Source organism: Streptomyces sp. NPDC052023, assembly GCF_044548465.1.
GTDB lineage: Bacteria > Actinomycetota > Actinomycetes > Streptomycetales > Streptomycetaceae > Streptomyces.
Genome location: NZ_JBIUBW010000004.1, coordinates 23,764 through 46,301, shown reverse-complemented (window position 1 = coordinate 46,301; position 22,538 = coordinate 23,764). Strand labels below are relative to the sequence as shown.

Genomic DNA, 22,538 nt, shown 5'->3' with positions numbered 1-22,538 from the left:
TGTCCAGCCGGGTCGCCTGACGTAAAGCCTGTACTCCCCGCACAGCCGAATGACCGTGCCGGTTGTCCTGTGAGGCGGGAGGCAAGCAGTAGGGAGTCGGCCCATGCGGATCGTCGTAGACCTGAATCGGTGTCAGGGATATGCCCAGTGCGTGTTTCTGGCGCACGAGGTCTTCAGATTGACCGGTGAGGAGGCGCTCACCTACGAGCCGAACCCCGATGACGAGCGGCGCCTGCAGGTTCAGCGGGCTGCTGCCGCCTGCCCGGTGCAGGCGATCGTGATCGACCGCCTGGACGGCGCGGAGCGGGGTGGGGCGTCATGAGCGTGCCGGCATCAGTCGCCGAGGTGGTGCGCGACTTCAGGGCCAACGGCCGGATCGTCATCGTGGGAGCCTCCCTGGCGGGATTGCGGGCCGCCGAAGCCTTGCGCGAGGAGGGCTTCAGCGGGCCTCTGACCATCATCGGGGACGAGCCGTACGAGCCCTACGACCGTCCGCCGCTGTCCAAGCAGGTGCTCAAGGGCTGGGTGCCGGCCGACCACACCAAGCTGCCCCGCTTGCGGGAAGTGGATGCGGACTGGCGGCTCGGGGTGGCCGCGACCGGGTTGGACCGGGTCACCAGGAGTGTGCGCCTGGCCGACGGCGAGCAGGTCCCGTACGACCGGTTGCTGATCGCCACGGGCACCCGCGCCCGTCAGTGGCCCAACCCGACCGAAGCCGCCCTGGACGGCGTACACACGCTGCGCACGTGTGACGATGCGGCACGGCTGCAACAGGAGCTGGCCGCGCGGCCGTCGCGGGTCTTGATCATCGGCGGCGGGTTCATCGGCTCGGAGATGGCCTCCGTCTGCCGGGAGCTCGACATCCCGGTGACCGTCGTCGAGCGGGGTTCGGCGCCGCTGGTCGGCGCGCTCGGCGGGGTGATCGGAGAGGTCGCCGCGCAGATGCAGCGCGACCACGGCGTGGACCTGCGCTGCGGGGTGGGCGTGTCGTCGCTGGAGGGCGACGCGGGCGGACACGTGCGGCGTGTTCGGCTGTCGGACGACACCACCGTCGAGGCGGACGTGGTGGTGGCCTCGCTGGGATCGGTGCGCAACGTGGAATGGCTGGAGGGCTCCGGGCTGGCGGCCGGCTTCTGGGGCGTCGGCTGCGACGCGGGCGGCCGGGCCTTCGACATCAACGGCGTGGTGACTGACTCCGTCTACGTGGCGGGGGACGTGGCCCGCGCGCCCCACGTGCTGTACGAGTACCAGTTCCTGGCGATGGAGCACTGGGACAACGCCGTCCTCGGCGCCGAGATCGTGGCGCACAACATGGTGAACCTCGAGCCCGACTACCGCCCGCACCTGTTGCTGCCCGGCTTCTGGTCCGGTCAGTTCGGCGTCAACATCAAGTCCGTCGGCGTGCCGACCTTCGGCGACGAGATCGTCTTCACGCAAGGATCCGTCAAGGATCGCCGCTTCGCCGCCGCCTACGGTCGCCGGGGCCGCATCGTCGCCGCCGTCACCTTCGATCACGGCAAGTGGCTGGAGTACTACGCGCGGCTGATCGAGCAGTCGGGTCCGTTCCCGCCCCCGCCGCCGGGCTGGGACCGGCCCGACGACACCAAGCCGATCCCGGCCGAGTTCCCCGCGCCAGGCGTTCCCACGGCGATACCCGACGTCGTCCTGACCGGCCACGACCCCAGCGAGCGCAGGGCCGAGTTCCGGCCCCGCTGACGCGGTCCCTCGGGACCTGGCAACCAGCCGGACAGCGCAGCAGGAAGAAGAGCGTCATCATGGTCGAGGAAACCCCCTGGCAGCAGTCCCTCCGCTACGCCAACCGCGCCAACCCGTATCCGTTCTACGAAGAGTTGCGCAAGACCCCGGTGGCGCGGCAGCCGGACGGCTCCTACGTCGTCAGCACGTACCGGGAGATCGTCGAGTTGCTGCACGACAACCGGGTCAGCTCGGATCCCACCAAGCTTCAGGCTCCGGGCCCCGCCGAGGGCTCGGAGGAGCCGATCACCGAGGCCATCATCTCTTTGGAGCCGAACATCATCACCCAGGACCCGCCGGACCACGATCGAGATCGCCGCATGATGACGCCACATTTCTACGGCCCGTCCCATGCGCCCCACAGGATCTCTGACCTGGAGCCCGAGGTCCGCCGCCTCACCGCCGACCTCCTGGACGGCATGAAGGGCAAGACCCGCATCGATGTGGTCGACGAGTTCGCCTTTCCTCTGCCGGTGACCGTGATCTGCAAGGTCCTGGGCGTGCCACTGGAAGACATACCGCGCTTCCACGGCTGGATCGAGAAGGCCCTGGACGCTCTGGATTTCGGCCCGGAGGCGGCATCCGAGGAGATACAGAGCCGGCGGGCGGGGGGTCGCCAGGCCGTACAGGAGTTCGAGCAGTACGCCGGCGAGCTGCTCGACCGGTACGCCGAGCAGCCCGGCCCCGGCATGTTCTCGGGGCTGGTGCACGAGGACGGCCCGGAAGGGGGCATGTCCAAGAACGTGCTCGTCAGCAATGCCCTGCTCCTGATCTTCGCCGGGCATGAAACCACGGTCAACCTGATCGCCCACAGCGTCCTGACCCTGCTCCGGCACCCCGACGCGTTCGAGAAGCTGCGCCGCCGGCCCGATCTGATCGTGCCCGCGGTCGAGGAGTTGCTGCGCTGGGAGTCGTCGGTCCAGCTCTGGCACACCCGCTCCGCCCTCGCGGACATCGAGATCGCGGGCACCACCATTCCGAAGGGCGCGCAGATCTTCCTGGCGTACGGCTCGGCGAACCGCGACCCGGAACGGTTCGCGAACCCCGACGAACTCGACCTCGAACGCCCCGACAACCAGCACCTCGGCTTCAGCCAGGGCATCCACTACTGCTTCGGCGCTCCGCTCGCCCGGCTCGAGGTCCAGGTCGCGATCGGCGAGTTCGTCCGCCGCGTGGAGAACCCGCGGCTCGTCGAGGACCCGCCGCCCTACCGCCACAACCAGATCTTCCGCGGCCCGCGCCACGTCCTGGTGGACATCGACGGGATCCGCGACTGACCCGGTGTACGTAAGGGATCGCCGTACGGGCTTTTCCACCCGTCCATCGCAACAACCGCCCGAGCTGCGTGAGGTGCCGGTACCCGAGCCGGGGCCCGGGCAGGTCCTGGTGAAGGCGCGGGGTGGACGGCGCAACAGGAAGAAGAGCGTCATCGTAATCGAGGAAACTCCGGAAACTCCCTGGCAGCAGTCGCTCCGCTACGCCAACCGCGCCAACCCGTATCCGTTCTACGAAGAGCTGCGCAAGACCCCGGTGGCGCGGCAGCCGGACGGCTCCTACGTCGTCAGCACGTACCGGGAGATCGTCGAGTTGCTGCACGACCTCCGGGTCACCTCGGATCCGAGGAAGCGCCCCGCGGAGTACCAGTTCGCCAACCCCTTCGAGGGGTCGATCATCTCCGTGGACCCGCCCGAGCACGATCTGGATCGCCGCCGGATGACGCGGCACTTCGGACCGCCCGAGTGCCCCCACATGATCGCCGACTTCGAGCCGGAGATCCGCCGCCTCACCGCCGACCTGCTGGACAACATGAAGGGCAGGACCCGGATCGACCTCGTCGACGAGTTCGCCTTCCCGCTGCCCGTGACCATCATCTGCAAGATCCTGGGCGTGCCGCTGGAGTCCGTCCCGCGCTTCCACGGCTGGATCGAGAGCGCCCTGGACGGCGCGGACCTCGGCCCGGAGGCGAACGACCCGGAGCAGCTTCGCCGGGCGGAGAAGAGCGTCGAGGAGGTGGGCAAGTTGCGGCAGTTCCTCGCCGACCTGCTCGACCAGTACGCCGAGCAGCCCGGACCGGGGATGTTCCCGGCGATGGTCCACGACACCGGCCCCGAAGGGCGCATGCCGCAGGACACGCTCGTCAGCGATGCCGTGCTCCTGCTCTTCGCCGGGCACGAGACGTCGGTCAACCTGATCGCCCACAGCGTGCTCACCATGCTGCGCCACCCCCGCGTGTACCAGCAGCTGCGCCAGCGGCCCGAGCTGGTCGTGCCCGGCGTCGAGGAGTTCCTGCGCCTGGAGTCCTCGGTCCACATCTGGCACACCCGCGCAGCGCTCGAGGACATCGAGATCGCGGGCACCACGATCCCGAAGGGCTCGCCGATCTTCCTCGCGTACGGCTCGGCGAACCGCGACCCGGAGCGGTTCGAGAATCCCGACGAGCCGGTACTCGATCGCCCCGACAACCAGCACCTGGGCTTCAGCCAGAGCGTCCACTACTGCTTCGGCGCGCCGCTCGCGCGGCTCGAGACCCAGATCGCGATCGGCGAGTTCGTCCGCCGCGTGGAGAACCCGCGGCTCGTCGAAGACCCGCCGCCGTACCGCCGCAACCAGATCTTCCGCGGCCCGCGCCAGGTCCTGCTCGACATCGACGGGATCCGCGACTGACGAGAGCTTCCGCAAGGGGCTCGCGTACGGTCCGTGCAAAATCGGGTCCTCGGGACGGTCGGTCCGCCGGTGCGGTCCGCCGGTGCGGTCCGCCGGCGCGGTGCGCCGGGAGCGGTCGCGGCACAAGCCGCCGAGGTGGGGGGCGAGGGTCAGCAGTCCGCGTCCGGCCCGTCCGCATAGCGTCGGCGGGCCTCCTCCATGTGGCCGAGACGGCGCAGGCTGAGCAGCACCGGCTCGTACAGGACCGTCAGGACCACCGCCGCTTCGACCCGTTGCGTCGGCGTGTCGAACTCCTCCATCTCATCGAGGTCGCCTGTCGCCAGCAGGTCGGCGGCGCGGGCGTACCGCATCAGGCGATCGGCACTGCTCGGATAGCCCAGGCGGTCCAGGGCGGCGACCGCGGACACCAGGGTGTCGTAGGCGGGGGAATCGTGGCCCGCCACCTTGACGTACCGCCAGCTCATCCGGTCCACCACGGCGTCCACCTCGCGGCGGGCAGCGGCCGCGGACGAGTCGGTCTCGTCCGGCACCGAATGGGACGGCAGTGAGGTGATCGCGGCGCCCAGCCGGTTGTACAGGTCCAGCGACTCGTCCTCCGCCGCGGCGAGCACTTCCCGTGCCCTGGCCACCTGCAACCCCCCGACGTGGAGCAGCGCTGTCACCAGACGCAGTCTGCGCACATGGTGCTCGTCGTATTCGGTCTGCGTGGCCGCGACGCGGCGCCCGGGCGGGATCAGCCCCTCACGCACGTAGTACTTGATCGTCGCGGTGGGCACACCGCTGCTTCTGCTCAGCTCTGCCAGTCTCATCCGCTTGCATCCCCTGGCTCGGTAGTGTCACTATCGATAGCGAATCTATCGGACATTCCACTTATACGCCACAAGGGAGACATCGTGGGTGCTCGCGTCGTCGCAGGCCGCCAGACCGCCGCAGGGGAAGGGGACATCGTCGTCTTCCACCTCGGTATGCGCATCAACAGCCCGTGGGCCGTCCACATCTGGCTGCCGATGATCCGGTCCATGCTGCGCATGCTCAAGGAGCTCTCCGAAGACCCTGACAGCGGCCTGCTCGGCTACCGCAGCGTCTTCAGCGGGCCGCGCAACCTGCAGACGGTCCAGTACTGGAGCTCCACGGATCAGCTGCTCCGCTACGGCTCCGACCCCTCCCGCACGCACCGGCCGGCCTGGGCGGAGTACAACCGCCGCCGGCGCGCCGGCGGCCGGCACGTCGGTGTCTGGCACGAGACGTACGCGGTCCCTCCCGGCGGCCAGGAGTCGATCTACGTCGACATGCCGCCGTACGGCCTCGCGGCCGCCACTGGCGTGGTACCGGTCAGCCGGCGCGGCAACCGCGCCGCCGCGCGGCTCCGAAGCGGGGCGGCCTGATCTGCCGGCGGTTCGTTGCGCAACGCCACAGAGCCAGGCGTGAGCCGATGACATCGGGCTCCGCGCCCGTCGTGCCCTGGCCGCCGCCTTGCGCGTCACCGCACCAGATCAGTTGCACAACCCTCGCGCACAACGTACGCAGCGAAAGGACGAACCACGATGACCACCAGCCACCCGGAATGCCGCGAGACGACGCCCCCCATCGAGACAGTCGACGCGGCGATAGCCATGCTCGATGCGGAGGGCACGGTGGTCGGATGGACGCTGGCCGCCCAGCACCTGATCGGGTACTCGGCCGGCGAGATCGTGGGCCGGTGCGCCACCTACGTACTGCCGCCCTCCGAGGAGGCGGCGCTGAACGCCACGGCGCTCGCAGAGCAGTGCCGTGCCCGGGGAGGCTGGTCCGGAACCGTGAAACTCCGCCACCGCGACGGCCACCCGCTCACACTGACTCTGCACCTCTCGTTGCTGTGGGGAGAGGACCGCAGCACCCGGTGGCTGGTATCGGTGACCGACACCGGCACGCTGTACTCCGGGACTACGAACGCACCGGTGCGGGAGTCCCTCATTGCCCACACCCCGATCGGCATCGTCGTTCGTGACCTGGAGCTGCGCTGCAGGTGGGCGAACGACGTCGCCATGGACCGCCACGACAGAATCCTTCATGAAATGCCGTTCGGGCGCCGCATCAAGGACTCGCTGCCCGCCGTCGAGGCCGAGGCACTCGAGGTGGTGATGCGGCAGGTGCTGCAGAGCGGCACCACCATGGTCCACGAGTACCGGGCGTGGCCGCGGACGGATCCGCGCCGCGAGCACGCTTTCTCGTCCTCGTTCTTCTGCCTCCAGGACGCTGACGGTCAGGCAGTGGGAGTGTGCTGCATGGCCGTGGATGTAACCGGAAACCGGCGGGCGCGCGAGCGCCTGGCCATCCTCAGCGAAGCCAGCACGCGCATCGGCAGCACCCTCGACGTCATGCAGACCGGGCAGGAACTGGCAGACCTCGCCGTGCCCCTGCTGGCCGACATCGCCCTCGTCGACCTGGTGGAGTCGGTTCCCTTCGGCCTGGACCCCTCGGCCGACACGGCGAGCGGCGTCCGTCCTGTGCTGCGCCGCGCCGGTGTCGCCTCGATCGACGTGGGTCTCCCGGAGATGCCGTGGGTGCGCGAAGAGGTGGTCCGCCCCCTCCCGACCTCGTCGTTCGCCGCCGCCCTGCGCACGGGAAGGGCTTACCTGGAACCGGTACTGGACACCCGTTCCGGCCCCTGGGTCGACCACGATCCGGAGCGGGCGCAGAAGGTCCGTGACAGCGGGATCCACTCTTTGATGGTCGTACCCATCCGTGCGCGCCGCAGCGTGCTGGGACTGGCGGTGTTCGCCCGCTCCGAGGAGCAGACGCCGTTCCAGGAGGACGACCTGCTGCTCGCCGAGGAACTCGTCACCCGGGCCGCGCTCTCCCTGGAGAACGCCCTGCAGTACGCGCGCGAGCGCACCGCGGCCCTCACCCTCCAGCGCGACCTGCTCCCCCGCCGTGTGCAGGGCGGTGCCGCCCTCGAGGTGGCCTCCCGCTACGTGCCGGCCGACATGAACCACGGCGTGGGCGGTGACTGGTTCGACGTGATCGATCTGTCCGGCGCCCGGGTGGCCCTCGTCGTCGGCGATGTGGTCGGACACGGCATCCACGCCGCGGCCACGATGGGCAGACTCCGCACCGCCATGCGCACGCTGGCGGACCTGGACCTGCCGCCCGACGACGTACTGGCGCACCTCGATGACACGGTCCGGCGCATGAACGAAGAGAACGAGGAAGACGCCGACGCCCCGCACCAGGACCCCTCGATGGTGGGCGCCACCTGTCTGTACGCCGTCTACGACCCGGTCACCCGGCAGTGCACGATGGCGCGGGCCGGGCACCCCCCGCCCGCGATCATCGACCCGCGGGGCCAGGTCACCTTCCCCGACCTCCCCGCCGGAGCCCCACTCGGCCTTGGCCTCGGCCTGTCTGCCTTCGAGTCCGTGGAACTGGAACTCCCCGAGGGAAGTGTCCTCGCGTTCTACACCGACGGCCTGGTCGAGTCCCGCGACCAAGACCTCGACGTCGGCATGCACCGCCTGGGCGCCACCCTGGCGCGGTCCGGCCGGTCCCTGGAAGACCTGTGCTCGGAAGTCATGGAGACGATGCCGGCCCAGGAACACACCGACGACGTCACCCTGCTCCTTGCCCGAACCCGCACCCTCCAACCGGCCCGGTTCGCCTCCTGGGAGCTGCCGAACGAGCCGACCTCCGTGGGCACCGCCCGGCACCTGGCCGCCCATCAGCTCAGGGAATGGGGGATGCAGCATCTCATCGCGACCGTGGAGCTGGTCGTCACCGAACTGGTCACCAACGCCATCCGCCACAGCAGCGGGCCGGTCCGTCTACGGCTCATCCAGCACCAGGTGCTGACCTGCGAAGTTTTCGACAACAGCGCCAGCCGCCTACGCCCGCAGCATCCCGACACCCTCGACGAGAACGGACGCGGCCTCTTCCTCGTCGCTCGGCTGTCCCGCAGATGGGGCTCCCGATGGGCAGCGGACGGCAAGATCGTCTGGGCGGACCAGAATCTGACGGCCACAGCCGCGTGATCGCCTGAGCCGCTGACGGAGGTCTCACCGGGGTGGACCGGGCGCCCGCCCGACCACGACGACGCGGATGACCGTGGCGACCCGCCTGACCACCGAAGCCGGTGGAAACCGGAGCCTGATACGCCCCTGGTTACCACAAGCGGTGACCGTCGGGAGCCGTTCGACCGAGAACTCCCGGCCTCAAGATCACACACAACGTGCTCTTGGTGCTGACCTGTGGGACGTAGCTCCGGCAGTAAAGCGGAGGCGGCCGGGTGGACCCCGTACGACATCCACGGCCTGCCGTTCGTTGCTGCTGGCTCCTCGGCAACCAGTTCCGCGTTCGCCCAGTGACCTCACCCGCGCCCTTGTGGCCCGCCTGGCAGGGCGACACCGGCCAGTTGCTCGGCGACCCGCACCGCCGGCCGCGCCGAGTCGCTGTGACAGCGCCGTCCGGGCCCTGCGGATTCCGTGGTGGTGCGGTGTGCGGCCGCACCCAGGACGGGCGTCTCCGGTCAGGGGGTGAGGAGGACCTTCAGGGCCTCGCGCTGGTCCATGGCGCGACAGCCCTCGGGGGTCTGCTCCAGGGGAGGGTGCGGTCGAAGACGCGGCCGGGTTCCACGGTGCCGACCAGGACTGCGGGCAGCAACTCGTCGATGTAGGCGCGGACCGGCGCCGGTCCACCGGTCAGGGTGACGTTCGGGCCGAAGAGGCTGCCGAAGCCGAACGGGGCGTCCTCGTACTGGGGCAGGCCGACCTGCTGATCACGCCACCGGGGCGGACGGCGCCGACGGCCATCTCACAGGCCGGCATGTGCCCGACGGACTCCAGTGCCGCGCGGGTGCCGTGGCCGCCGGTCAGCTCGCGCACCTGGCGATGCCCTCCTCGCCGCGCTCGGGGACGACATCGGTGGCGCCGGAGAAGCGGGCCCAGATCGGTCCGCTCCTTGTGGCGGCCCATGAGGATGATCCGTTCCGCACCGAGCTGTTTGGCCGACAGCACCGCGAGCAGGCCGACAGCGCCGTCACCGATGACGGTGACGGCGTCACCGGGACGCACGCGGACCTGGTGGGCGGCGTGGTAGCCGTCGGTGCCAGTGACAGGCAGGCAGCCGCGAAGGTCTGGCCCCGACGTGGTCGAGGGCCACATGCTCGCCGGTGACTACGATGTCCGCTTCGTCGCGCTTCAAGAGATCGCACTGCGCGGCGTGCGGGGCCACCCCGAGGTGGGTTGCTGGTACGAGCCGATAACCGCAACCTCCAGTTCGTCGTCACTCCCGGCCACGTCCATGACCGGCTCAGACGGTAGAGGGCAGTGTGCCGGCACGTTCATCATGGCCGGGCTCAGGAGCATCTTCCCGGCTTATGGGGCCCTACCGGCGTCGCCCTCGTCGTTCGAAGAGCCTCGCTGCTTGGTCTCGCCCTGGGCGGAGGCTGATTTGCCGTGCTCTTCCAATAGCTCCAAAAGCGCAGCCTCCGCCTTTCGCTCGTCTTCCTTCGTCGGTTCGAGAGGTGCGTTGTTGCATACGGCGTACCGATCGGGATAAATGATGTTGTTGGCCCTCAAGATGAATGTCAGAAGCCGACGCCACCCCTTGCGGTGGCCGACCCTCACTTCAATTTCGACCTTGTAGTCGCGGGCCTCCGGAAGGAACCCGGAAAACGGTGCCTCGAACTCGATGAAGAGTTGTTGCGCTTCTCTGCCGCCCACGACGAATCCGGCCGGCAACTTCTGCCCCTCGTCCGGCCCGGGTTCCAGACGGGAAGGTGAAGACGTCCACAGGAGTGGCAGATAAGAGGCGGACTCATCGGGGAAGGAGAGCCTGAGATCCTGCACGACTATCGGCTTGGCACCGGTGTTGTGCAGGACGAGCGGCAACCGCAGGCGAGCCAGGGAATGGGTGACAAGCGCTGCAAATGAATGCGGCTCCCACGACTGCAGGCGCCCCTGCCTGGCATTGAGCCACCAGAACGAGGCGACGGTGAAGACCAGTGCGCAAACCGAGACAAGGCTCGCGGCAGAAAGCGATGAGGACGCATTCTGATCAACGGCGGCCATAAAGGTAAGCATGAATTGAGTATGCCAGCCTCACAATGGGCAGGCCAACGGAACCCTGCGACGGAACGGCCGCGCCACAGGGAATTTGTGTCCCACAGCCCGGCGAGCGGGGAACTCGTGGAGCATTCCTCCTGCCGACATGCAGGCCCGCTCCGGCGACAAGTGCGGCGACGCGAACCTCGGGGCGTCTGGGTACGCGACCGTCGTGCGGCATGGGACTGGCTCACCACCCTCAGAATCGACGAACTGCGACGCCTTCTTCCCGAGTCACGCGGACTGGAGATCTCGCGCCACGAACTTCCCGACCTGGGCGCGGTCAACTTCCTCATCCGAGGACTGCCCGGGACCGGCGCCACCTCGACACTGCGGTTGGACTCGCAGGCCAAAGCACTCGGCGAACGGTTGCGCTCACGGAATATCAAGGTGCCGCGATCTCTGCTGCGATCCTGATGACGCCATGCCACAGGACAGGCCTCACAGTTGTCGGCGTGCGGGATGCGCACGCGCATGTGCACCGGTGGTTCCACCGCTTGCGGCAGCAGGTCGGGGTCACGGCGCAGGTGGTCCAGATGTTCCGGGTGGCGCAGGAAGGTGAGAGCACACCGTTGGTGATCAGGTTGACCGTGGTCTCGTAATCCGCGTTGAGCAGCAGCACGGCGGTCTCCGCGAGTCCCCCCTGGGTGAGCCGCAGGGCCGGATCCGGCTCGTTGACGAAGGCGGAGAGCATGTCGTCGCCCGGTTTGCCACGGCGCTGCTCGGCGAGGTTCACCAGGTACTGGCCCATCTCGGCTCGTGCCTGCTCGCCCGCGCGGTCCCGCTCGGTGGTGTCCTCGTCGGCACCGACGTCGGTGGACGCGACCACGACGTCGGACCATTCGCGCAACAGGGGCTCGTCCTCGCGCGGCTCGCCTCGCCACGGCTGCGGGGGTCGACACTCATCCGCGCGTCGTGGTGTGGGCATCTTCTCCGGTGTGGGCATCTTCTCCAAAGCAACGCGGGCTTCGACAAGGCGGCCGACCTGGTGAGGTCCTCGACGTACCCGGCGAGGGTGGCGCGGACCTTCGGTCAGGGGCGTCCGGACAGTTTCGACTCGGTGTCCTTCCGGTCGCTGCGGCCGCGCGGGCCACTTCGCCGCCTCGACATTTCCATACGCAGTATGGTAATTTGGCGACGCCTTTCCATATGCTGTATGGAAAGGCGTCGCCAGGGCACGCCAGGTGTCTCGCATCGCCTTCACAAGCAGCCGTCGGTGCAGATCGCACCAACCGGGAAGGAAAGACCATGAAGAAGCTCACGAAGCGCATCGCTGTCACCGCCTCCTCCGCGGTGGTCGCGGGTGTCGCCGTTCTCGGTGTCGTGGGTAGCGCTTCGGCCGCCACTCCTGCCTCCGCGAACGTCCAGCGCCCGGCCGTCAGCGTTGATGCCACCGACTACCGCTGGGACAACGGTGTCGGCTACCTGCTCGAGCAGGGCTACTCCTGGGACGAAAGCCGCGGCTGGCATCACGACGGCCGCGTCACCGATCCGGCCCGGCATGACCGCGACCACGAGCACGACGGCCGGGACCGGCACCACCAGGACCGGGACCTTGGCGACCGGTGAGACGGATGCCGCTGGTGCGGTTCCGACCGCCGCCCAGGCGGCCGACTGAGTGGGGCCTGCCCCTCTCGCACCTGCCTGCGGACACCGACCATGTGTCGCAGGCTCGCTCGCCCAGCTGCCGCGACGTCACGAATCGTGCGGTCCGCCGATGCAGCCCGGCAGCCAGGAGGTGGCCGTGCAGCTTGTCGTCTCGCGCGACTACTCGCTGTCCATGTTCGGAGGATCCGGGCACGGCCTCCACTGCGTCACGCCCCCACCCCTGACAATCATGCCCAGAAGAAGAGGAACGGCTGTTCATGTCCCAGTACCAGCTTCGTGTCTACACACTGTGCGGCCCTGAGGCGCTCGTCGCCTACGAGACCGTCTGGTCCAAGCACATTCCCGGTATGGCCAAGCACCGGATCACCACACACGGCGTCTGGACGGTGCCCGCGGCCCCCGGGAGTGAGGCGCCCCAGCGGCTGTACGCCCTCGTTTCCTACCGGGACGCCGACGACGTGCAGGAGCGGCTGCAGGCATACCTGGCCAGCCCCGAATTCCGCGCCGACATGGAGGGTTTTGACATCGACCAGATCGTCGACGTCACCGAGTCCGTGCTGACGCCCACCGCCTACTCACCGCTGCGATGACAGCGAACGGGCCGCCCGACACCGGGCGGGCGGACCAGACGCTGCGGTTCCTGGGACCGTACGAGGAACGGGGCAACGCGCGCCAGCCAGGCGAGCGAACCAGCAGCAAGGCTGGGCGCGTGGTGGCCGGGGATGCAGCCGAAGCGCTGCGGAAGGAAGGCACAGCCGACGGCGGCGAACGGGAAGAAGCGTTGCGCTGAAGGGCGATCCGGATGGCCTCGCACACGAGCTTGTGAGCAGCGGCAGGAGGGCCGGCCCAGCAATCCGGGACGCGGTGCTGCGCGCACGTTCATCCGCCGGCTTGTACACCATCAGATCGACTCTTCCCCCGGCCGGAAGGATCAGACTCGTCCCGGCCATCGCGAGTTGGACACTGATTGCTGCCTTGGGACAAATGTCGCCGCCGGCGCATCGCCTCGACCGAGGCCCTGGTCGTCACCATCGGGGGTGAGCCGGCTTTCCAGGCCCGTGATGATCGTGTCGAGCACCAGGCGGAACATACGTTCCTCGTCAGGGTCTGCGCCGGGAGCGGTGGGCTGGAGGTTCGACCACTGGTGCAGCGCGCCGTTGAGTTCGGCGATGAGGACCCCGATCACGACGGCGCACATGAGAGCGGCGACCTGCTGGATCTCCGAGTGCGGTACCCCTGGGACATCCAGTGTCGCGATGAGCGCAGTCCAGAACGGGTCCTCGGGCTGGATGAAGTCCGGCTGGCTGAACGAGTAGGCCATGAGGTTGGGGTGGCGGTGCGCCAGCGTCCGGAAATCTGTGGCGAGCAGGCGGATGCGCTCCTGCCACGGGGCATCCTCCAGCGTCACGGTGCGGAACTGGGCGCCGACCATCTTTGCCACGCCGCGCAGCAGGGCGTCCTTGTTCGGCACGTGGTGGTACAGCGACATCGGGTTGGCATCGAGGTCGGTCGCGAGTTTGCGCATGGTGAGCGCCTCGACCCCGTCCGCATCGATGAGTCGTAGGGCGGCGGCATGGATCCGGGCCTCGGTCAGAGGCACGTCTCTCCTCCTTGTGCCCCGCGGGGGACGCTTCACCTTTTTCATACGTCGTACGGTATCGGTTTCTTGCGGCGTATGGACATGAACTCGACCACACGGTGACGGAGCAGATACTTCTGCGACCCGGACTGCGCTCGCCGAGTCTCGACAGCATCGCGTCAGCCCAGGGCGCGGTCGAGGTTGAAGGCGGCGCTGATGAGGGCGAGGTGGGTGAACGCCTGAGGGAAGTTGCCCAGTTGCTGTCCGGTGTGGCTGATCTCCTCGGCGTACAGGCCGAGATGGTTGGCGTACGTGAGCATCTTCTCGAAGGCCAGGCGGGCTTCGTCCAGGCGGCCGGCGCGGGCGAGGGCCTCGACGTACCAGAAGGAGCAGATGGAGAAGGTGCCTTCGTCGCCTTCCAGGCCGTCGGGGCTGGTCTCGGGGTCGTAGCGCCAGACCAGGGAGTCGGAGACCAGTTCGTCGCCGAGGGCGTCGAGGGTGGACAGCCACACGGGGTCGTTGGGGGCGATGAACTTGGTCAGCGGCATCATCAGCGCCGCGGCGTCCAGCACGTCGCCGCCCTCGTACTGGACGAAGGCCTGCCGGGCGGGCGACCAGCCCTTGTCCATGATCCGCTCGTAGATCGTGTCGCGGACCGGGCCCCAGCGGCTGAGGTCGGCGGGCAGGCCGCGGTGCAGGGCGATGCGGATGGCGCGGTCGATGGCCACCCAGCACATCAGCCGGGAGTAGAGGAACTTCCTGCGCCCGCCGCGGGTCTCCCACACGCCCTCGTCGGGCTGGTCCCAGTGCTCGCAGACCCAGTCCACCACGTCGCGCACCCCACGCCACTGGCCGCTGAGGAGGGGCTTGCACCACTTGTCGTACAGGTATACGGAGTCGAGCAGGGCGCCGTAGATGTCCAGCTGCAGCTGGTTGACGGCGTCGTTGCCGACCCGCACGGGCGCCGAGCCCCGGTAGCCCTCCAGGTGGGGCAGCTCGCGTTCGGGCAATCCGGATCGTCCGTCGATGCCGTACATGATCTGCAGCGGCCCGGACGGTCCGTCCTCGGGCCGGTCGATGCGCTGGGTGAGAAAGCCCATGAACGCCTCGGCCTCCTCGGAGAAGCCGAGCCTGAGCAGGGCGTAGACGGCGAACGCGGAGTCGCGCACCCACGCATAGCGGTAGTCCCAGTTACGGCCACCGCCGATCTGCTCGGGCAGGCTGGTGGTGGGGGCTGCCACGATCGCGCCGGTGGGGGCGTAGGTGAGCAGTTTCAGGGTGAGAGCGGAGCGGTTCACCATCTCCCGCCATCGGCCGCGGTAGTGGGACTGCTGCAGCCAGCGCCGCCAGAACGCGACCGTGGCGGCGAAGGCCAGTTCGGCCTCGGCCTCGGCGTGCGGCCACCCGCTCGGCGGGGTCTCGTCGCCGACCTGGTCGAGGGAGAAGACCGTCGTCTCCCCCTGGGAGAGTGCGAACTCCGTCCACACGTCGTTCCCGTCGCACTTCAGCGGCACCGTGGCGGTCAGCGTCATTGACAGTGCCTCGGAGGTGAACAGGGCGGCCTGGCCCAGCATCCGCACGGTGTGCGGGTGGGCGCCGTAGCCGAACCGGGGGGCCACCCGGGCCCGGAACGGGATCCTTCCGCGGACGCACACCACCCGCCGGATCAGCCGGTGGCGGTCGGCTTCGCCGGCGTCCGTCACCGGCATGAAGTCCTGGATCTCGCCCAGCCCGTCCTCGGTGAAGAACCGGGTGATCAGCACATTGGTGTCCGGGAAGTAGAACTGCTTGGTGTCGGCCGGCACGGCGGCGGACAACTCGAACGCCCCGCCCCGGGTGGCGTCCAGAATCGCGGCGAACACACTCGGGGAGTCGAAGGAGGGGCAGCAGTACCAGTCGATGGTCCCGTCTGCGCCCACCAGGGCCGTCGTGCGCAAGTCCCCGATCAAGCCGTGCTCGGCGATCGGCAGATACGGGGCTGACACGGGCTGTGTCGGTGCTTCGGACATGGCAGCAGTTCCCTTTGCTCCTGCCTCTACTGTGGACCCTCCCGATCGCAGAGGCATCAAGTCGGCCCGGTGAGGGCATCGAGTGCCGGACAAGCGGTGGTCCCCCTCCGGCCGCGGTGCCGAGCCTGGGCAGGCGGCTGACCAGGGACGCAACGTCGCCGCGCACGTCCGTCGCTTCGCAGCCTCAGCGCGCGGGCACTGAGGCTGCGAAGAAGTGTGCGTCAGCGGAGCCCACGGCGGCCGCTCCCCGTCACGGCAGCTCGCGGGTTCGTGCGATCTGGCTTTCCAAGCCGGCGATCGTGGCGTCCAGCGCATAGCTGAACATCGCGTCGACCACGTCCTTCGCGGGTGGGGGCGCGTCTTCCCTGTCGGAGCCGGCTGGTGCCGGCGGCAGGGTGGTCCACCGCTGGAGTGCTCCGGTCAGTTCGCTGAGCAGCAGCCCCGTGAAGACCGCGCACAGGGTGGCAGCGACGCGCGGGATTTCCGAGGCCGGCAGTTTGGCGGCGGCCAGCGTGTCGGTGAGTCCCCGCCAGAAGGGGTCTTCCGGCTGGACGTAGTCGGCGCGCGCGAAGGAGTACGCCATCAGCTTGGGGTGCCGGTGTACCAAGGCGCGGAAGTCCAGAGCCAGTCGGCGCAGGCGCTCCTGCCAGGGGGTGCCCTCCCGCTCGCCCGCCCGGAACTGCGAGCCGACGCGCGCGGCCACGCCACGCAGCACGGCGTCCTTGTTCGGCACGTGGTGGTACAGCGACATCGGGTTGGCATCGAGCGCGGCCGCGAGTTTGCGCATGGTGAGCGCCTCGACCCCGTCGGCGTCGATGAGCTGCAGCGCCATGGCGTAGATGCCGTCCTTGGTGAGCGGTACGTCCCTCTTCCTCGTCCCCCGGGGGGCCTTCCTTTGCATTTCCATACTGCGTATGGTACCACTGTAGGTGCAGTTCCATACGATGTATGGAAAGCCGATGGCGGTACTGCCGCACCGGCGGCTTCCCGGCACGACCGGCGCCCTTGCCCATGACACTCTCCGCACAAGGGAGCAAGCCCATGACCACGCAGCCCGAGAGCGACCTGCGTACCACCCCGACCCAGGGTGGAATCCCGATCCTCACTCCCACGCCGCAGATTCCCGACACCAACCCGGTCGCGTTCTTCGCCGAGTTGTCCAAGCGGTTCCCCGAGGGCATCTTCCGCATGGACATCGCCGGTCAGGACAACGTCTGGGTCTACGACCCGGACCTGCTCACCGAGGTCAGTGACGAGACCCGTTTCGGGAAGCCGATCTTCGCGCCGCTGAGCCATGTGCGGGACTACACGGGCGTGGGCCTCTTCACGGCCCACGAGGTGGAGGACGGTGACGCCTGGGGTATGGCGCACCGGATCCTCATGCCCGCCTTCAGCCAGCGCGCCATGAAGACCTACTACGGGCAGATGCTGGAGATCGCCCAGAACCTGGTGGGCAAGTGGGAGCGCCGGGAGGGGAAGCCGGTCAAGATCACCGACGACTACACCCGGCTGACGCTGGACACCATCGCTCTGTCCGGGTTCGGCTACCGGTTCAACTCCTTCGACAAGGAGGAGCTGCACCCCTTCCTCAACGCGCTGCTGGAGGCGCTGATCGAGTCGATGCGGCGCTCGCAGGAGCTGCCGGAGATGACCGCGCTCCGCAAGGACGACGACAAGCGCTACCGCGAGAACATCCAGCTGATGCGGGACCTGGTCGAGAGCGTCATCAAGGAGCGCCGCGAGGGGAAGGGCAGTGGCGAGGACGACCTTCTGGGTCTGATGCTGCAGGCCACCGACCCGGACACCGGCAAGCTGCTGGACGACGAGAACGTCCGTGACCAGGTGGTGACGTTCCTGATCGCCGGTCACGAGACCACCAGTGGCCTGCTGTCGTTCGCCACGTACTCGCTGATGCGCAACCCGCACGTGCTGGCCCAGGCCTACGCCGAGGTGGACCGGGTGATGCCGGGCGACACGGTGCCGGACTACGACACGATCATGAAGCTGGACGTGATCCCGCGGATCCTGGAGGAGACCCTGCGCCTGTGGGCTCCCATCCCGCAGATCATGAAGGCGCCGCTGGAGGACACCGTCATCGGTGGCCGTTACGAGCTGGCGAAGGGGACGAAGACGAACCTGCTGATGGGTCCGCTGCACAAGCACCCCAAGGCGTGGGACCGGCCGGACGAGTTCGACATCGACCGGTGGCTGCCGGAGAACCGCGCCCAGCACCACCCGCACGCCTACAAGCCGTTCGGCAACGGCCGGCGGGCCTGCATCGGCCGCCAGTTCGCGCTCACCGAGGCCCGCCTCGCCCTCGCGCTGGTGCTGCAGAAGTTCAAGTTCTCCGACATGGGCGACTACAAGATGGACGTCAAGGAGGCGCTGACCCGCAAGCCGGGCGGCTTCGAGCTGAACGTGCGGACCCGCCAGGAGCACGAGCGGACCGTGTTCGGCGCCGTGGACCTGCAGACCGGCGACACGCAGGCGCAGGCCGCGGTCAGCGGTGTCGGGGTGAACCTGACCGTCGCCTACGGCTCCAGCCTGGGCTCGTGCGAGGACCTGGCGCGCACCATCGCCGACCGCGGTGAGCGCTCCGGTTTCGGCACTACCCTGACGAGCCTGGACGAGCTGGGCGACAACCTGCCCACCGAGGGCCTGCTCGTGGTCGTGGCCGCCAGCTACAACGGCAAGGCGCCGGACAACGCGCAGCGTTTCGACGACCTGCTCGCCGCCGGACTGCCGCAGGGCTCGCTGTCCAACGTGCGGTACGCGCTGCTGGGCGCCGGCAACACCCAGTGGGTCGCCACCTACCAGGCCTTCCCCAAGCGCATCGAGGAAGCCCTGCTGGCCGCCGGCGCCACCCCGGTGGTCGAGCGGGGTATCGCCGACGCCGCCGGTGACTTCGACGGCATGGCCACCCGCTGGATGGACACCCTGTGGGCCACCCTGGCCGAGGAGTACGCCGCCGACACCTCCGAGGCGAGCGGACCGCGCTTCGAGGTGCAGCTGCTGACCGAGGCGGACGTGCGCCCGGCGATCGTCTCCGAGCAGGCCTACCCCCTCACGGTGGTGGCCAACGAGGAACTGGTGGCCGACGCGACCGGCCTGTGGGACTTCCAGATCGAGCCGCCGCGCCCGTCCGCGAAGTCCCTCACCATCGAGCTGCCGGAGGGTGTCACCTACGACACCGGCAACCACCTGGCTGTCTTCGCCAAGAACGAGCCCGCGCTGGTCGACCGCGCGCTCGCCCGGCTCGGTGTGGAGCGGGACCAGGTGCTGCGGCTGGACCAGCCGTCCGGTGGCCGGACGCACCTGCCGGTCGGCGTGCCGGTCACCGCGGGGCTACTGCTCACCGAGTTCCTGGAGCTGCAGGACGTGGCCACCCGCTCCCAGATACAGGCCCTGGCCGAGTACACCCAGTGCCCGTGGACCCGGCCGCAGCTGGAGGCGTACACGGCGGACACCGAGGAGGCCGAGCAGCGCTACCAGGAGGAGGTCCTGAACAAGCGCGTGTCAGTGCTGGGTCTGCTGGAGCGCTTCCCGGCGGTCGAGCTGCCGCTGGCGGTGTTCCTGGACATGATGGGCCCGATCCGTCCCCGCTTCTACTCCATCTCCTCCGCCCCGCTGGCCAACCCGCGCCAGGTGCGGCTGACCGTGGGTCTGCTGGAGGGCCCGGCCCTGTCCGGTGACGGCCAGTACCGCGGCACCTGCTCCTCCTACATCGCAGGCCTGGAGCCCGGAGACGTCTTCTACGGCTACGTCCGCGTCCCCTCGCCCACCTTCGCCCCGCCGGCCGACCCCGCCACGCCGCTGATCCTCATCGGTCCGGGCACCGGTATCGCGCCGCTGCGCGGGTTCCTGGAGGAGCGGGCCTGGCAGCAGGAGAACGGCACGGAGGTGGGCCTGTCGCAGGTCTTCGTCGGCTGCCGGCACCCGGAGCACGACTACTTCTACCGCCAGGAGATGCAGGCCTGGGAGCAGGCCGGCATCGCCCAGGTCCACACCGCGTACTCCGCGGTGACCGGCCACCCGGCCCGGTTCGTGCAGAACGCCATCGCCAACGCCGCCGATACGGTGTGGCAGGCCATCGAGGACGGTGCGTACATCTACGTCTGCGGTGACGGGCGCCGCATGGCGCCGGCCGTGCGCGAGGCCCTCGCCGCCATCTATCGCAAGCACACCGGCAGCGACGACGAGACCGCCCAGCAGTGGCTCGCCCAGCTGGAGGCCGACGAGCGCTACCAGCAGGACGTCTTCGCCTGACCCCCAGACGCCGGGAGGGTGCAGGCGGTCCTGACACCCCGCACCCTCCCGGCCACCACAAGCCCTCAAGACACCACAGCACCTATCGGCCCGATCTCCGCCGGGAAGTGCCGCTCAAAGAAAGCTGATCATCATGGACACCATGCTCGCCGGCCGCTTCCACGTGGACAGCAAGAAGTTCGCCGTGGAGGAGGTCCCTGTCCCCGTGCCAGGCCCGGGCGAGGTCCTCGTCGAGGTCAAGGCCGCGGGCGTCTGCCTGTCGGACGTCCACCTGCTCGACGGCTCGCTCCCCCCGCTCTTCCTCGACTCCGACGTGGTCACCGTCGGCCATGAGGTCTCCGGTGTGATCCACTCGCTCGGCCCCGGCCTCAAGCGCGACCTGACCGTCGGCACCCGCGTGACCATCGAGGCCGGCAAGAGCTGCGGCCAGTGCGAGGGCTGCGCACGCCGCCGCCCCTGCAGCCAGGTCCGCACCGCCGGCATCGACTACGACGGCGGCTGGGCCCAGTACATGGTCACCCCCGAAGAGACCCTCGTCCCCATCCCCGACAGCCTCCCGTTCGACCAGGCCGCGATCATTCCCGACGCGGTCTCCACCCCCTACGCCGCCGTCGTCGCCACCGCGGGCGTCCGTCCCGCCCAGTCCGTGGGCATCTGGGGCGTGGGCGGAGTCGGCGCGCACAACGTGCGCCTCGCCCGCCTGGTCGGCGCCGCACCGATCATCGCCGTCGACCCGCTGCCCAGCGCCCGGGAACGCGCCCTGGAATTCGGCGCGGACCTCGCTCTGGACCCGGCCGCCCCTGACTTCGCCGACCAGGTCCGTGCGGCCACCGCCGGGCAGGGCCTGGACTTCGCCTTCGACTGCGCCGGCGTCCCCGCCGTCCGCGAGCAGGCCGCCTCCGTGCTCGGCCGCGGGGGCTCCCTGATCCTGGTCGGCATCACCCCCAGGCCGCTCACCATCACCGAGGGCCTGACCTTCAACTACATGATGAAGCAGGTGCGCGGCCACTACGGCGCCACCCCCGAGGGCGTCACCGAACTGGTGCAGCTGGCCTCCAACGGCCGCCTCGACCTGGCCCCCTCCATCACCGACCACATCCCGCTCGCCGACGCCGCCGACGCGGTCAACCGGCTGGAGAACAAGATCGGCGACCCGATCCGCCTCATCCTCGTCCCCTGACGGCTGCTGAGGAGTCGTCCATACAAAGCCACCTCGGGCAGGGGTGAGTGGGCGCCGGTGCTTAAGGGATCACCGGCGCCCACGGCTTGTCCGGGGTCAGGTGAGGTCGGGCAGGGGACGCCGGGTGACCTCATGGGCGTCGTCCGGGGGGACGCCGAGCATGCGCAGGACCATCTCGGCCAAGTCCGAGGCGGCCTCGTCGCCGTCGAGGTCGGGGCGGGCCGGCCGCAGCGCCACGAGGGGCATCAGGGTCCCACCCACGGCGGACAGGGCGGTGGTCGCGCCAGGGGCGTGAACTGGTGGCGCCAGTTGTACCAGCACTCGGGAAAGCCGTGCAGCAGCAGGACCAGGGGCCCTTCGCCCTCCGCCGCGATGTGCAGCCGAAGCCCTCCAACCGTGACGGTGCGGTGCTCGACCATGGTCACACCCCTTCCAGGCGGGTGGATCCGTGACCCACGCTACTCGCGGGTCACACCGACAACCGAGTGACCGCCCGTCGTGGTCGCGGGGTCATGGTCCAGGGGCTCCAAGTCGCGGTCCGGGGCCGAGGGGGTGATACTGATAAAAACCTCATCTATGAGACTTTTACCCAAGCAGGGAGTTCACTCATGCCCGCCGTTCTTGTCCATGGAGTCCCCGACACCCACCGTGTATGGGACGGCATGCGCCGGCACCTGACCCGAAGTGACGTCGACGCCTGGGGCCTGCCCGGCTTCGGCGCACCGCGGCCGCGAGGCTTCGGCTCCACCAAAGAGGAGTATGTCGATTGGCTCATCGACCGGCTGGAACAAGTCGGCGAGCCGGTGGACTTGGTCGGCCATGACTGGGGCTGCATTCTCACCGCGCGCGTCGCTTCGATACGGCCGGACCTGGTCCGTACGTGGGCCGGCAGCAGCGCTCCGGTCAGTGCTCAGTACGTCTGGCATCCGCTCGCCAAGATCTGGCAGGACCCGGTCGAGGGGGACCGGTTCATGAACGAGCTCGACCCAGCGTCCTTCGCCAAGGACCTGGCGGGCAACCTCGATGTCCCGGCTGAACTGGCTGGAGAAATGGCCCGTCGCGTGGACGGGCCGATGAGGGACAGCATCCTCAAGCTGTACCGCTCCGCTGTGACGGTGGGCGCGGAGTGGGAACCGGGACTGGCGAACGTGTCCGCGCCGTGCCTGGTCCTCTGGGGGAGGCTCGACCCGGCCTGTCCGATCGGGTTCGCCGACGAACTTGGCGAAGCTGTGCGAGCGTCCCGGGTCGTCAAGCTCGACTGCAGCCACTGGACGGTGCTCCAGAAGCCGGCCGAGGTCGCTGCAGCCCTCGAAGCGCACTGGAGCGCCTGAGGGCTGTGGTCTTTCCCGCGTGATGAGTGGGTTTTCGCTGTGGGGTGCGGCTCGTATGAAGTGAAGGTC

The 22,538-nt window shown here is 69.0% G+C and carries 20 protein-coding genes and 2 pseudogenes; 13 read left to right on the top strand and 9 right to left on the bottom strand.

Features of this window, described 5'->3' with window-relative positions; translation table 11 throughout:
* Positions 1-103 precede the first annotated feature (103 nt).
* The 4 genes from ACIHCM_RS10615 (at position 104) to ACIHCM_RS10600 (ending at position 4,419) form a co-directional block, all read left to right on the top strand.
* Complete coding sequence (locus ACIHCM_RS10615) at positions 104-322, top strand: ferredoxin (RefSeq protein WP_399892305.1); 219 nt, start codon at positions 104-106, stop codon at positions 320-322.
* Positions 319-1,716, top strand: a complete 1,398-nt coding sequence (locus ACIHCM_RS10610) for an NAD(P)/FAD-dependent oxidoreductase (protein ID WP_399892302.1) — start codon at positions 319-321, stop codon at positions 1,714-1,716. The genes ACIHCM_RS10615 and ACIHCM_RS10610 overlap by 4 nt, the downstream gene beginning before the upstream one ends.
* Before the next feature lie 59 nt (positions 1,717-1,775).
* Entirely contained in the window at positions 1,776-3,032 is a 1,257-nt protein-coding gene (locus ACIHCM_RS10605) for a cytochrome P450 (RefSeq protein WP_399892299.1), read from the top strand.
* A 73-nt stretch (positions 3,033-3,105) separates the two neighbouring features.
* Complete coding sequence (locus tag ACIHCM_RS10600; protein WP_399892296.1) at positions 3,106-4,419, top strand: cytochrome P450; 1,314 nt, start codon at positions 3,106-3,108, stop codon at positions 4,417-4,419.
* Positions 4,420-4,568: 149 nt separating this feature from the next.
* Here ACIHCM_RS10600 and ACIHCM_RS10595 read toward each other — a convergent pair whose 3' ends face one another.
* Positions 4,569-5,228, bottom strand: a complete 660-nt coding sequence (locus tag ACIHCM_RS10595) for a MerR family transcriptional regulator (RefSeq protein WP_399892293.1) — start codon at positions 5,226-5,228, stop codon at positions 4,569-4,571.
* Positions 5,229-5,312: 84 nt separating this feature from the next.
* Between ACIHCM_RS10595 and ACIHCM_RS10590 the strand changes: the two genes are divergently transcribed.
* Positions 5,313-5,804 carry a DUF4188 domain-containing protein gene (locus ACIHCM_RS10590; RefSeq protein ID WP_399892290.1) on the top strand — a complete coding sequence of 164 codons (492 nt, stop codon included), beginning with the start codon at positions 5,313-5,315 and terminating at the stop codon, positions 5,802-5,804.
* 159 nt (positions 5,805-5,963) lie between these two features.
* Positions 5,964-8,426, top strand: a complete 2,463-nt coding sequence (locus ACIHCM_RS10585) for a SpoIIE family protein phosphatase (RefSeq protein ID WP_399892287.1) — start codon at positions 5,964-5,966, stop codon at positions 8,424-8,426.
* Between the two features lie 666 nt (positions 8,427-9,092).
* Here ACIHCM_RS10585 and ACIHCM_RS10580 read toward each other — a convergent pair.
* On the bottom strand, positions 9,093-9,365 hold the full coding sequence (locus ACIHCM_RS10580) for a hypothetical protein (RefSeq protein ID WP_399893370.1): 273 nt from the start codon (positions 9,363-9,365) through the stop codon (positions 9,093-9,095).
* On the opposite strand from ACIHCM_RS10580, the gene ACIHCM_RS10575 reads away from it, so the two are divergent.
* A complete protein-coding gene (locus tag ACIHCM_RS10575; RefSeq protein WP_399893420.1) occupies positions 9,252-9,566 on the top strand; it encodes a hypothetical protein in 315 nt (104 codons plus the stop codon). The genes ACIHCM_RS10580 and ACIHCM_RS10575 overlap by 114 nt on opposite strands.
* Before the next feature lie 201 nt (positions 9,567-9,767).
* Here ACIHCM_RS10575 and ACIHCM_RS10570 read toward each other — a convergent pair whose 3' ends face one another.
* Complete coding sequence (locus ACIHCM_RS10570) at positions 9,768-10,475, bottom strand: hypothetical protein (protein ID WP_399892284.1); 708 nt, start codon at positions 10,473-10,475, stop codon at positions 9,768-9,770.
* Between the two features lie 406 nt (positions 10,476-10,881).
* Positions 10,882-11,346: a hypothetical protein gene (locus tag ACIHCM_RS10565; RefSeq protein WP_399892281.1), complete on the bottom strand. Its 465-nt coding sequence runs from the start codon at positions 11,344-11,346 to the stop codon at positions 10,882-10,884.
* A gap of 398 nt (positions 11,347-11,744) precedes the next feature.
* Between ACIHCM_RS10565 and ACIHCM_RS10560 the strand changes: the two genes are divergently transcribed.
* From ACIHCM_RS10560 to ACIHCM_RS10550, 3 genes are all read left to right on the top strand, one after another.
* The gene (locus ACIHCM_RS10560; RefSeq protein ID WP_399892278.1) at positions 11,745-12,065 is read left to right on the top strand and encodes a hypothetical protein; all 321 of its coding nucleotides are present in this window, start codon (positions 11,745-11,747) and stop codon (positions 12,063-12,065) included.
* A gap of 296 nt (positions 12,066-12,361) precedes the next feature.
* Positions 12,362-12,694, top strand: coding sequence for an NIPSNAP family protein (locus ACIHCM_RS10555; protein WP_399892275.1), 333 nt, complete (start codon positions 12,362-12,364; stop codon positions 12,692-12,694).
* On the top strand, positions 12,691-12,894 hold the full coding sequence (locus tag ACIHCM_RS10550) for a hypothetical protein (RefSeq protein WP_399892273.1): 204 nt from the start codon (positions 12,691-12,693) through the stop codon (positions 12,892-12,894). The genes ACIHCM_RS10555 and ACIHCM_RS10550 overlap by 4 nt, the downstream gene beginning before the upstream one ends.
* Positions 12,895-13,035: 141 nt before the next feature.
* Here the strand turns inward: ACIHCM_RS10550 and ACIHCM_RS10545 are convergent, their stop codons facing one another.
* The 3 genes from ACIHCM_RS10545 to ACIHCM_RS10535 form a co-directional block, all read right to left on the bottom strand.
* Complete coding sequence (locus tag ACIHCM_RS10545; RefSeq protein ID WP_399892270.1) at positions 13,036-13,704, bottom strand: TetR/AcrR family transcriptional regulator; 669 nt, start codon at positions 13,702-13,704, stop codon at positions 13,036-13,038.
* A gap of 158 nt (positions 13,705-13,862) precedes the next feature.
* Positions 13,863-15,692, bottom strand: coding sequence for a glycoside hydrolase family 15 protein (locus tag ACIHCM_RS10540; RefSeq protein ID WP_399892267.1), 1,830 nt, complete (start codon positions 15,690-15,692; stop codon positions 13,863-13,865).
* Between the two features lie 250 nt (positions 15,693-15,942).
* Positions 15,943-16,599, bottom strand: coding sequence for a TetR/AcrR family transcriptional regulator (locus ACIHCM_RS10535; RefSeq protein WP_399892264.1), 657 nt, complete (start codon positions 16,597-16,599; stop codon positions 15,943-15,945).
* A gap of 134 nt (positions 16,600-16,733) precedes the next feature.
* Here ACIHCM_RS10535 and ACIHCM_RS10530 point away from each other — a divergent pair, with 134 nt between their 5' ends.
* A complete protein-coding gene (locus tag ACIHCM_RS10530) occupies positions 16,734-19,958 on the top strand; it encodes a bifunctional cytochrome P450/NADPH--P450 reductase (RefSeq protein WP_399892261.1) in 3,225 nt (1,074 codons plus the stop codon).
* Positions 19,959-20,091: 133 nt separating this feature from the next.
* Positions 20,092-21,138, top strand: coding sequence for a zinc-binding dehydrogenase (locus ACIHCM_RS10525; protein WP_399892258.1), 1,047 nt, complete (start codon positions 20,092-20,094; stop codon positions 21,136-21,138).
* A 96-nt stretch (positions 21,139-21,234) separates the two neighbouring features.
* Here ACIHCM_RS10525 and ACIHCM_RS10520 read toward each other — a convergent pair.
* Positions 21,235-21,411 (bottom strand): annotated as a pseudogene (locus tag ACIHCM_RS10520) (TetR/AcrR family transcriptional regulator); the annotation flags it as partial.
* 8 nt (positions 21,412-21,419) lie between these two features.
* Positions 21,420-21,557 (bottom strand): annotated as a pseudogene (locus ACIHCM_RS10515) (alpha/beta fold hydrolase); the annotation flags it as partial.
* A gap of 189 nt (positions 21,558-21,746) precedes the next feature.
* Here ACIHCM_RS10515 and ACIHCM_RS10510 point away from each other — a divergent pair.
* A complete protein-coding gene (locus tag ACIHCM_RS10510; protein ID WP_399892255.1) occupies positions 21,747-22,469 on the top strand; it encodes an alpha/beta fold hydrolase in 723 nt (240 codons plus the stop codon).
* The last annotated feature ends 69 nt before the right edge of the window (positions 22,470-22,538 follow it).

What these genes read in the sequence shown, in the direction of transcription:
- ACIHCM_RS10615 (WP_399892305.1), top strand. Translation starts at nt 104, where the DNA reads ATGCGGATCGTCGTAGACCTGAATCGGTGTCAGGGATATGCCCAGTGC.
- ACIHCM_RS10610 (WP_399892302.1), top strand. Translation starts at nt 319, where the DNA reads ATGAGCGTGCCGGCATCAGTCGCCGAGGTGGTGCGCGACTTCAGGGCC.
- ACIHCM_RS10605 (WP_399892299.1), top strand. Translation starts at nt 1,776, where the DNA reads ATGGTCGAGGAAACCCCCTGGCAGCAGTCCCTCCGCTACGCCAACCGC.
- ACIHCM_RS10595 (WP_399892293.1), bottom strand. Translation starts at nt 5,228, where the DNA reads ATGAGACTGGCAGAGCTGAGCAGAAGCAGCGGTGTGCCCACCGCGACG.
- ACIHCM_RS10585 (WP_399892287.1), top strand. Translation starts at nt 5,964, where the DNA reads ATGACCACCAGCCACCCGGAATGCCGCGAGACGACGCCCCCCATCGAG.
- ACIHCM_RS10580 (WP_399893370.1), bottom strand. Translation starts at nt 9,365, where the DNA reads ATGGGCCGCCACAAGGAGCGGACCGATCTGGGCCCGCTTCTCCGGCGC.
- ACIHCM_RS10570 (WP_399892284.1), bottom strand. Translation starts at nt 10,475, where the DNA reads ATGCTTACCTTTATGGCCGCCGTTGATCAGAATGCGTCCTCATCGCTT.
- ACIHCM_RS10560 (WP_399892278.1), top strand. Translation starts at nt 11,745, where the DNA reads ATGAAGAAGCTCACGAAGCGCATCGCTGTCACCGCCTCCTCCGCGGTG.
- ACIHCM_RS10555 (WP_399892275.1), top strand. Translation starts at nt 12,362, where the DNA reads ATGTCCCAGTACCAGCTTCGTGTCTACACACTGTGCGGCCCTGAGGCG.
- ACIHCM_RS10550 (WP_399892273.1), top strand. Translation starts at nt 12,691, where the DNA reads ATGACAGCGAACGGGCCGCCCGACACCGGGCGGGCGGACCAGACGCTG.
- ACIHCM_RS10540 (WP_399892267.1), bottom strand. Translation starts at nt 15,692, where the DNA reads ATGTCCGAAGCACCGACACAGCCCGTGTCAGCCCCGTATCTGCCGATC.
- ACIHCM_RS10535 (WP_399892264.1), bottom strand. Translation starts at nt 16,599, where the DNA reads ATGGAAATGCAAAGGAAGGCCCCCCGGGGGACGAGGAAGAGGGACGTA.
- ACIHCM_RS10530 (WP_399892261.1), top strand. Translation starts at nt 16,734, where the DNA reads ATGACCACGCAGCCCGAGAGCGACCTGCGTACCACCCCGACCCAGGGT.
- ACIHCM_RS10525 (WP_399892258.1), top strand. Translation starts at nt 20,092, where the DNA reads ATGGACACCATGCTCGCCGGCCGCTTCCACGTGGACAGCAAGAAGTTC.
- ACIHCM_RS10510 (WP_399892255.1), top strand. Translation starts at nt 21,747, where the DNA reads ATGCCCGCCGTTCTTGTCCATGGAGTCCCCGACACCCACCGTGTATGG.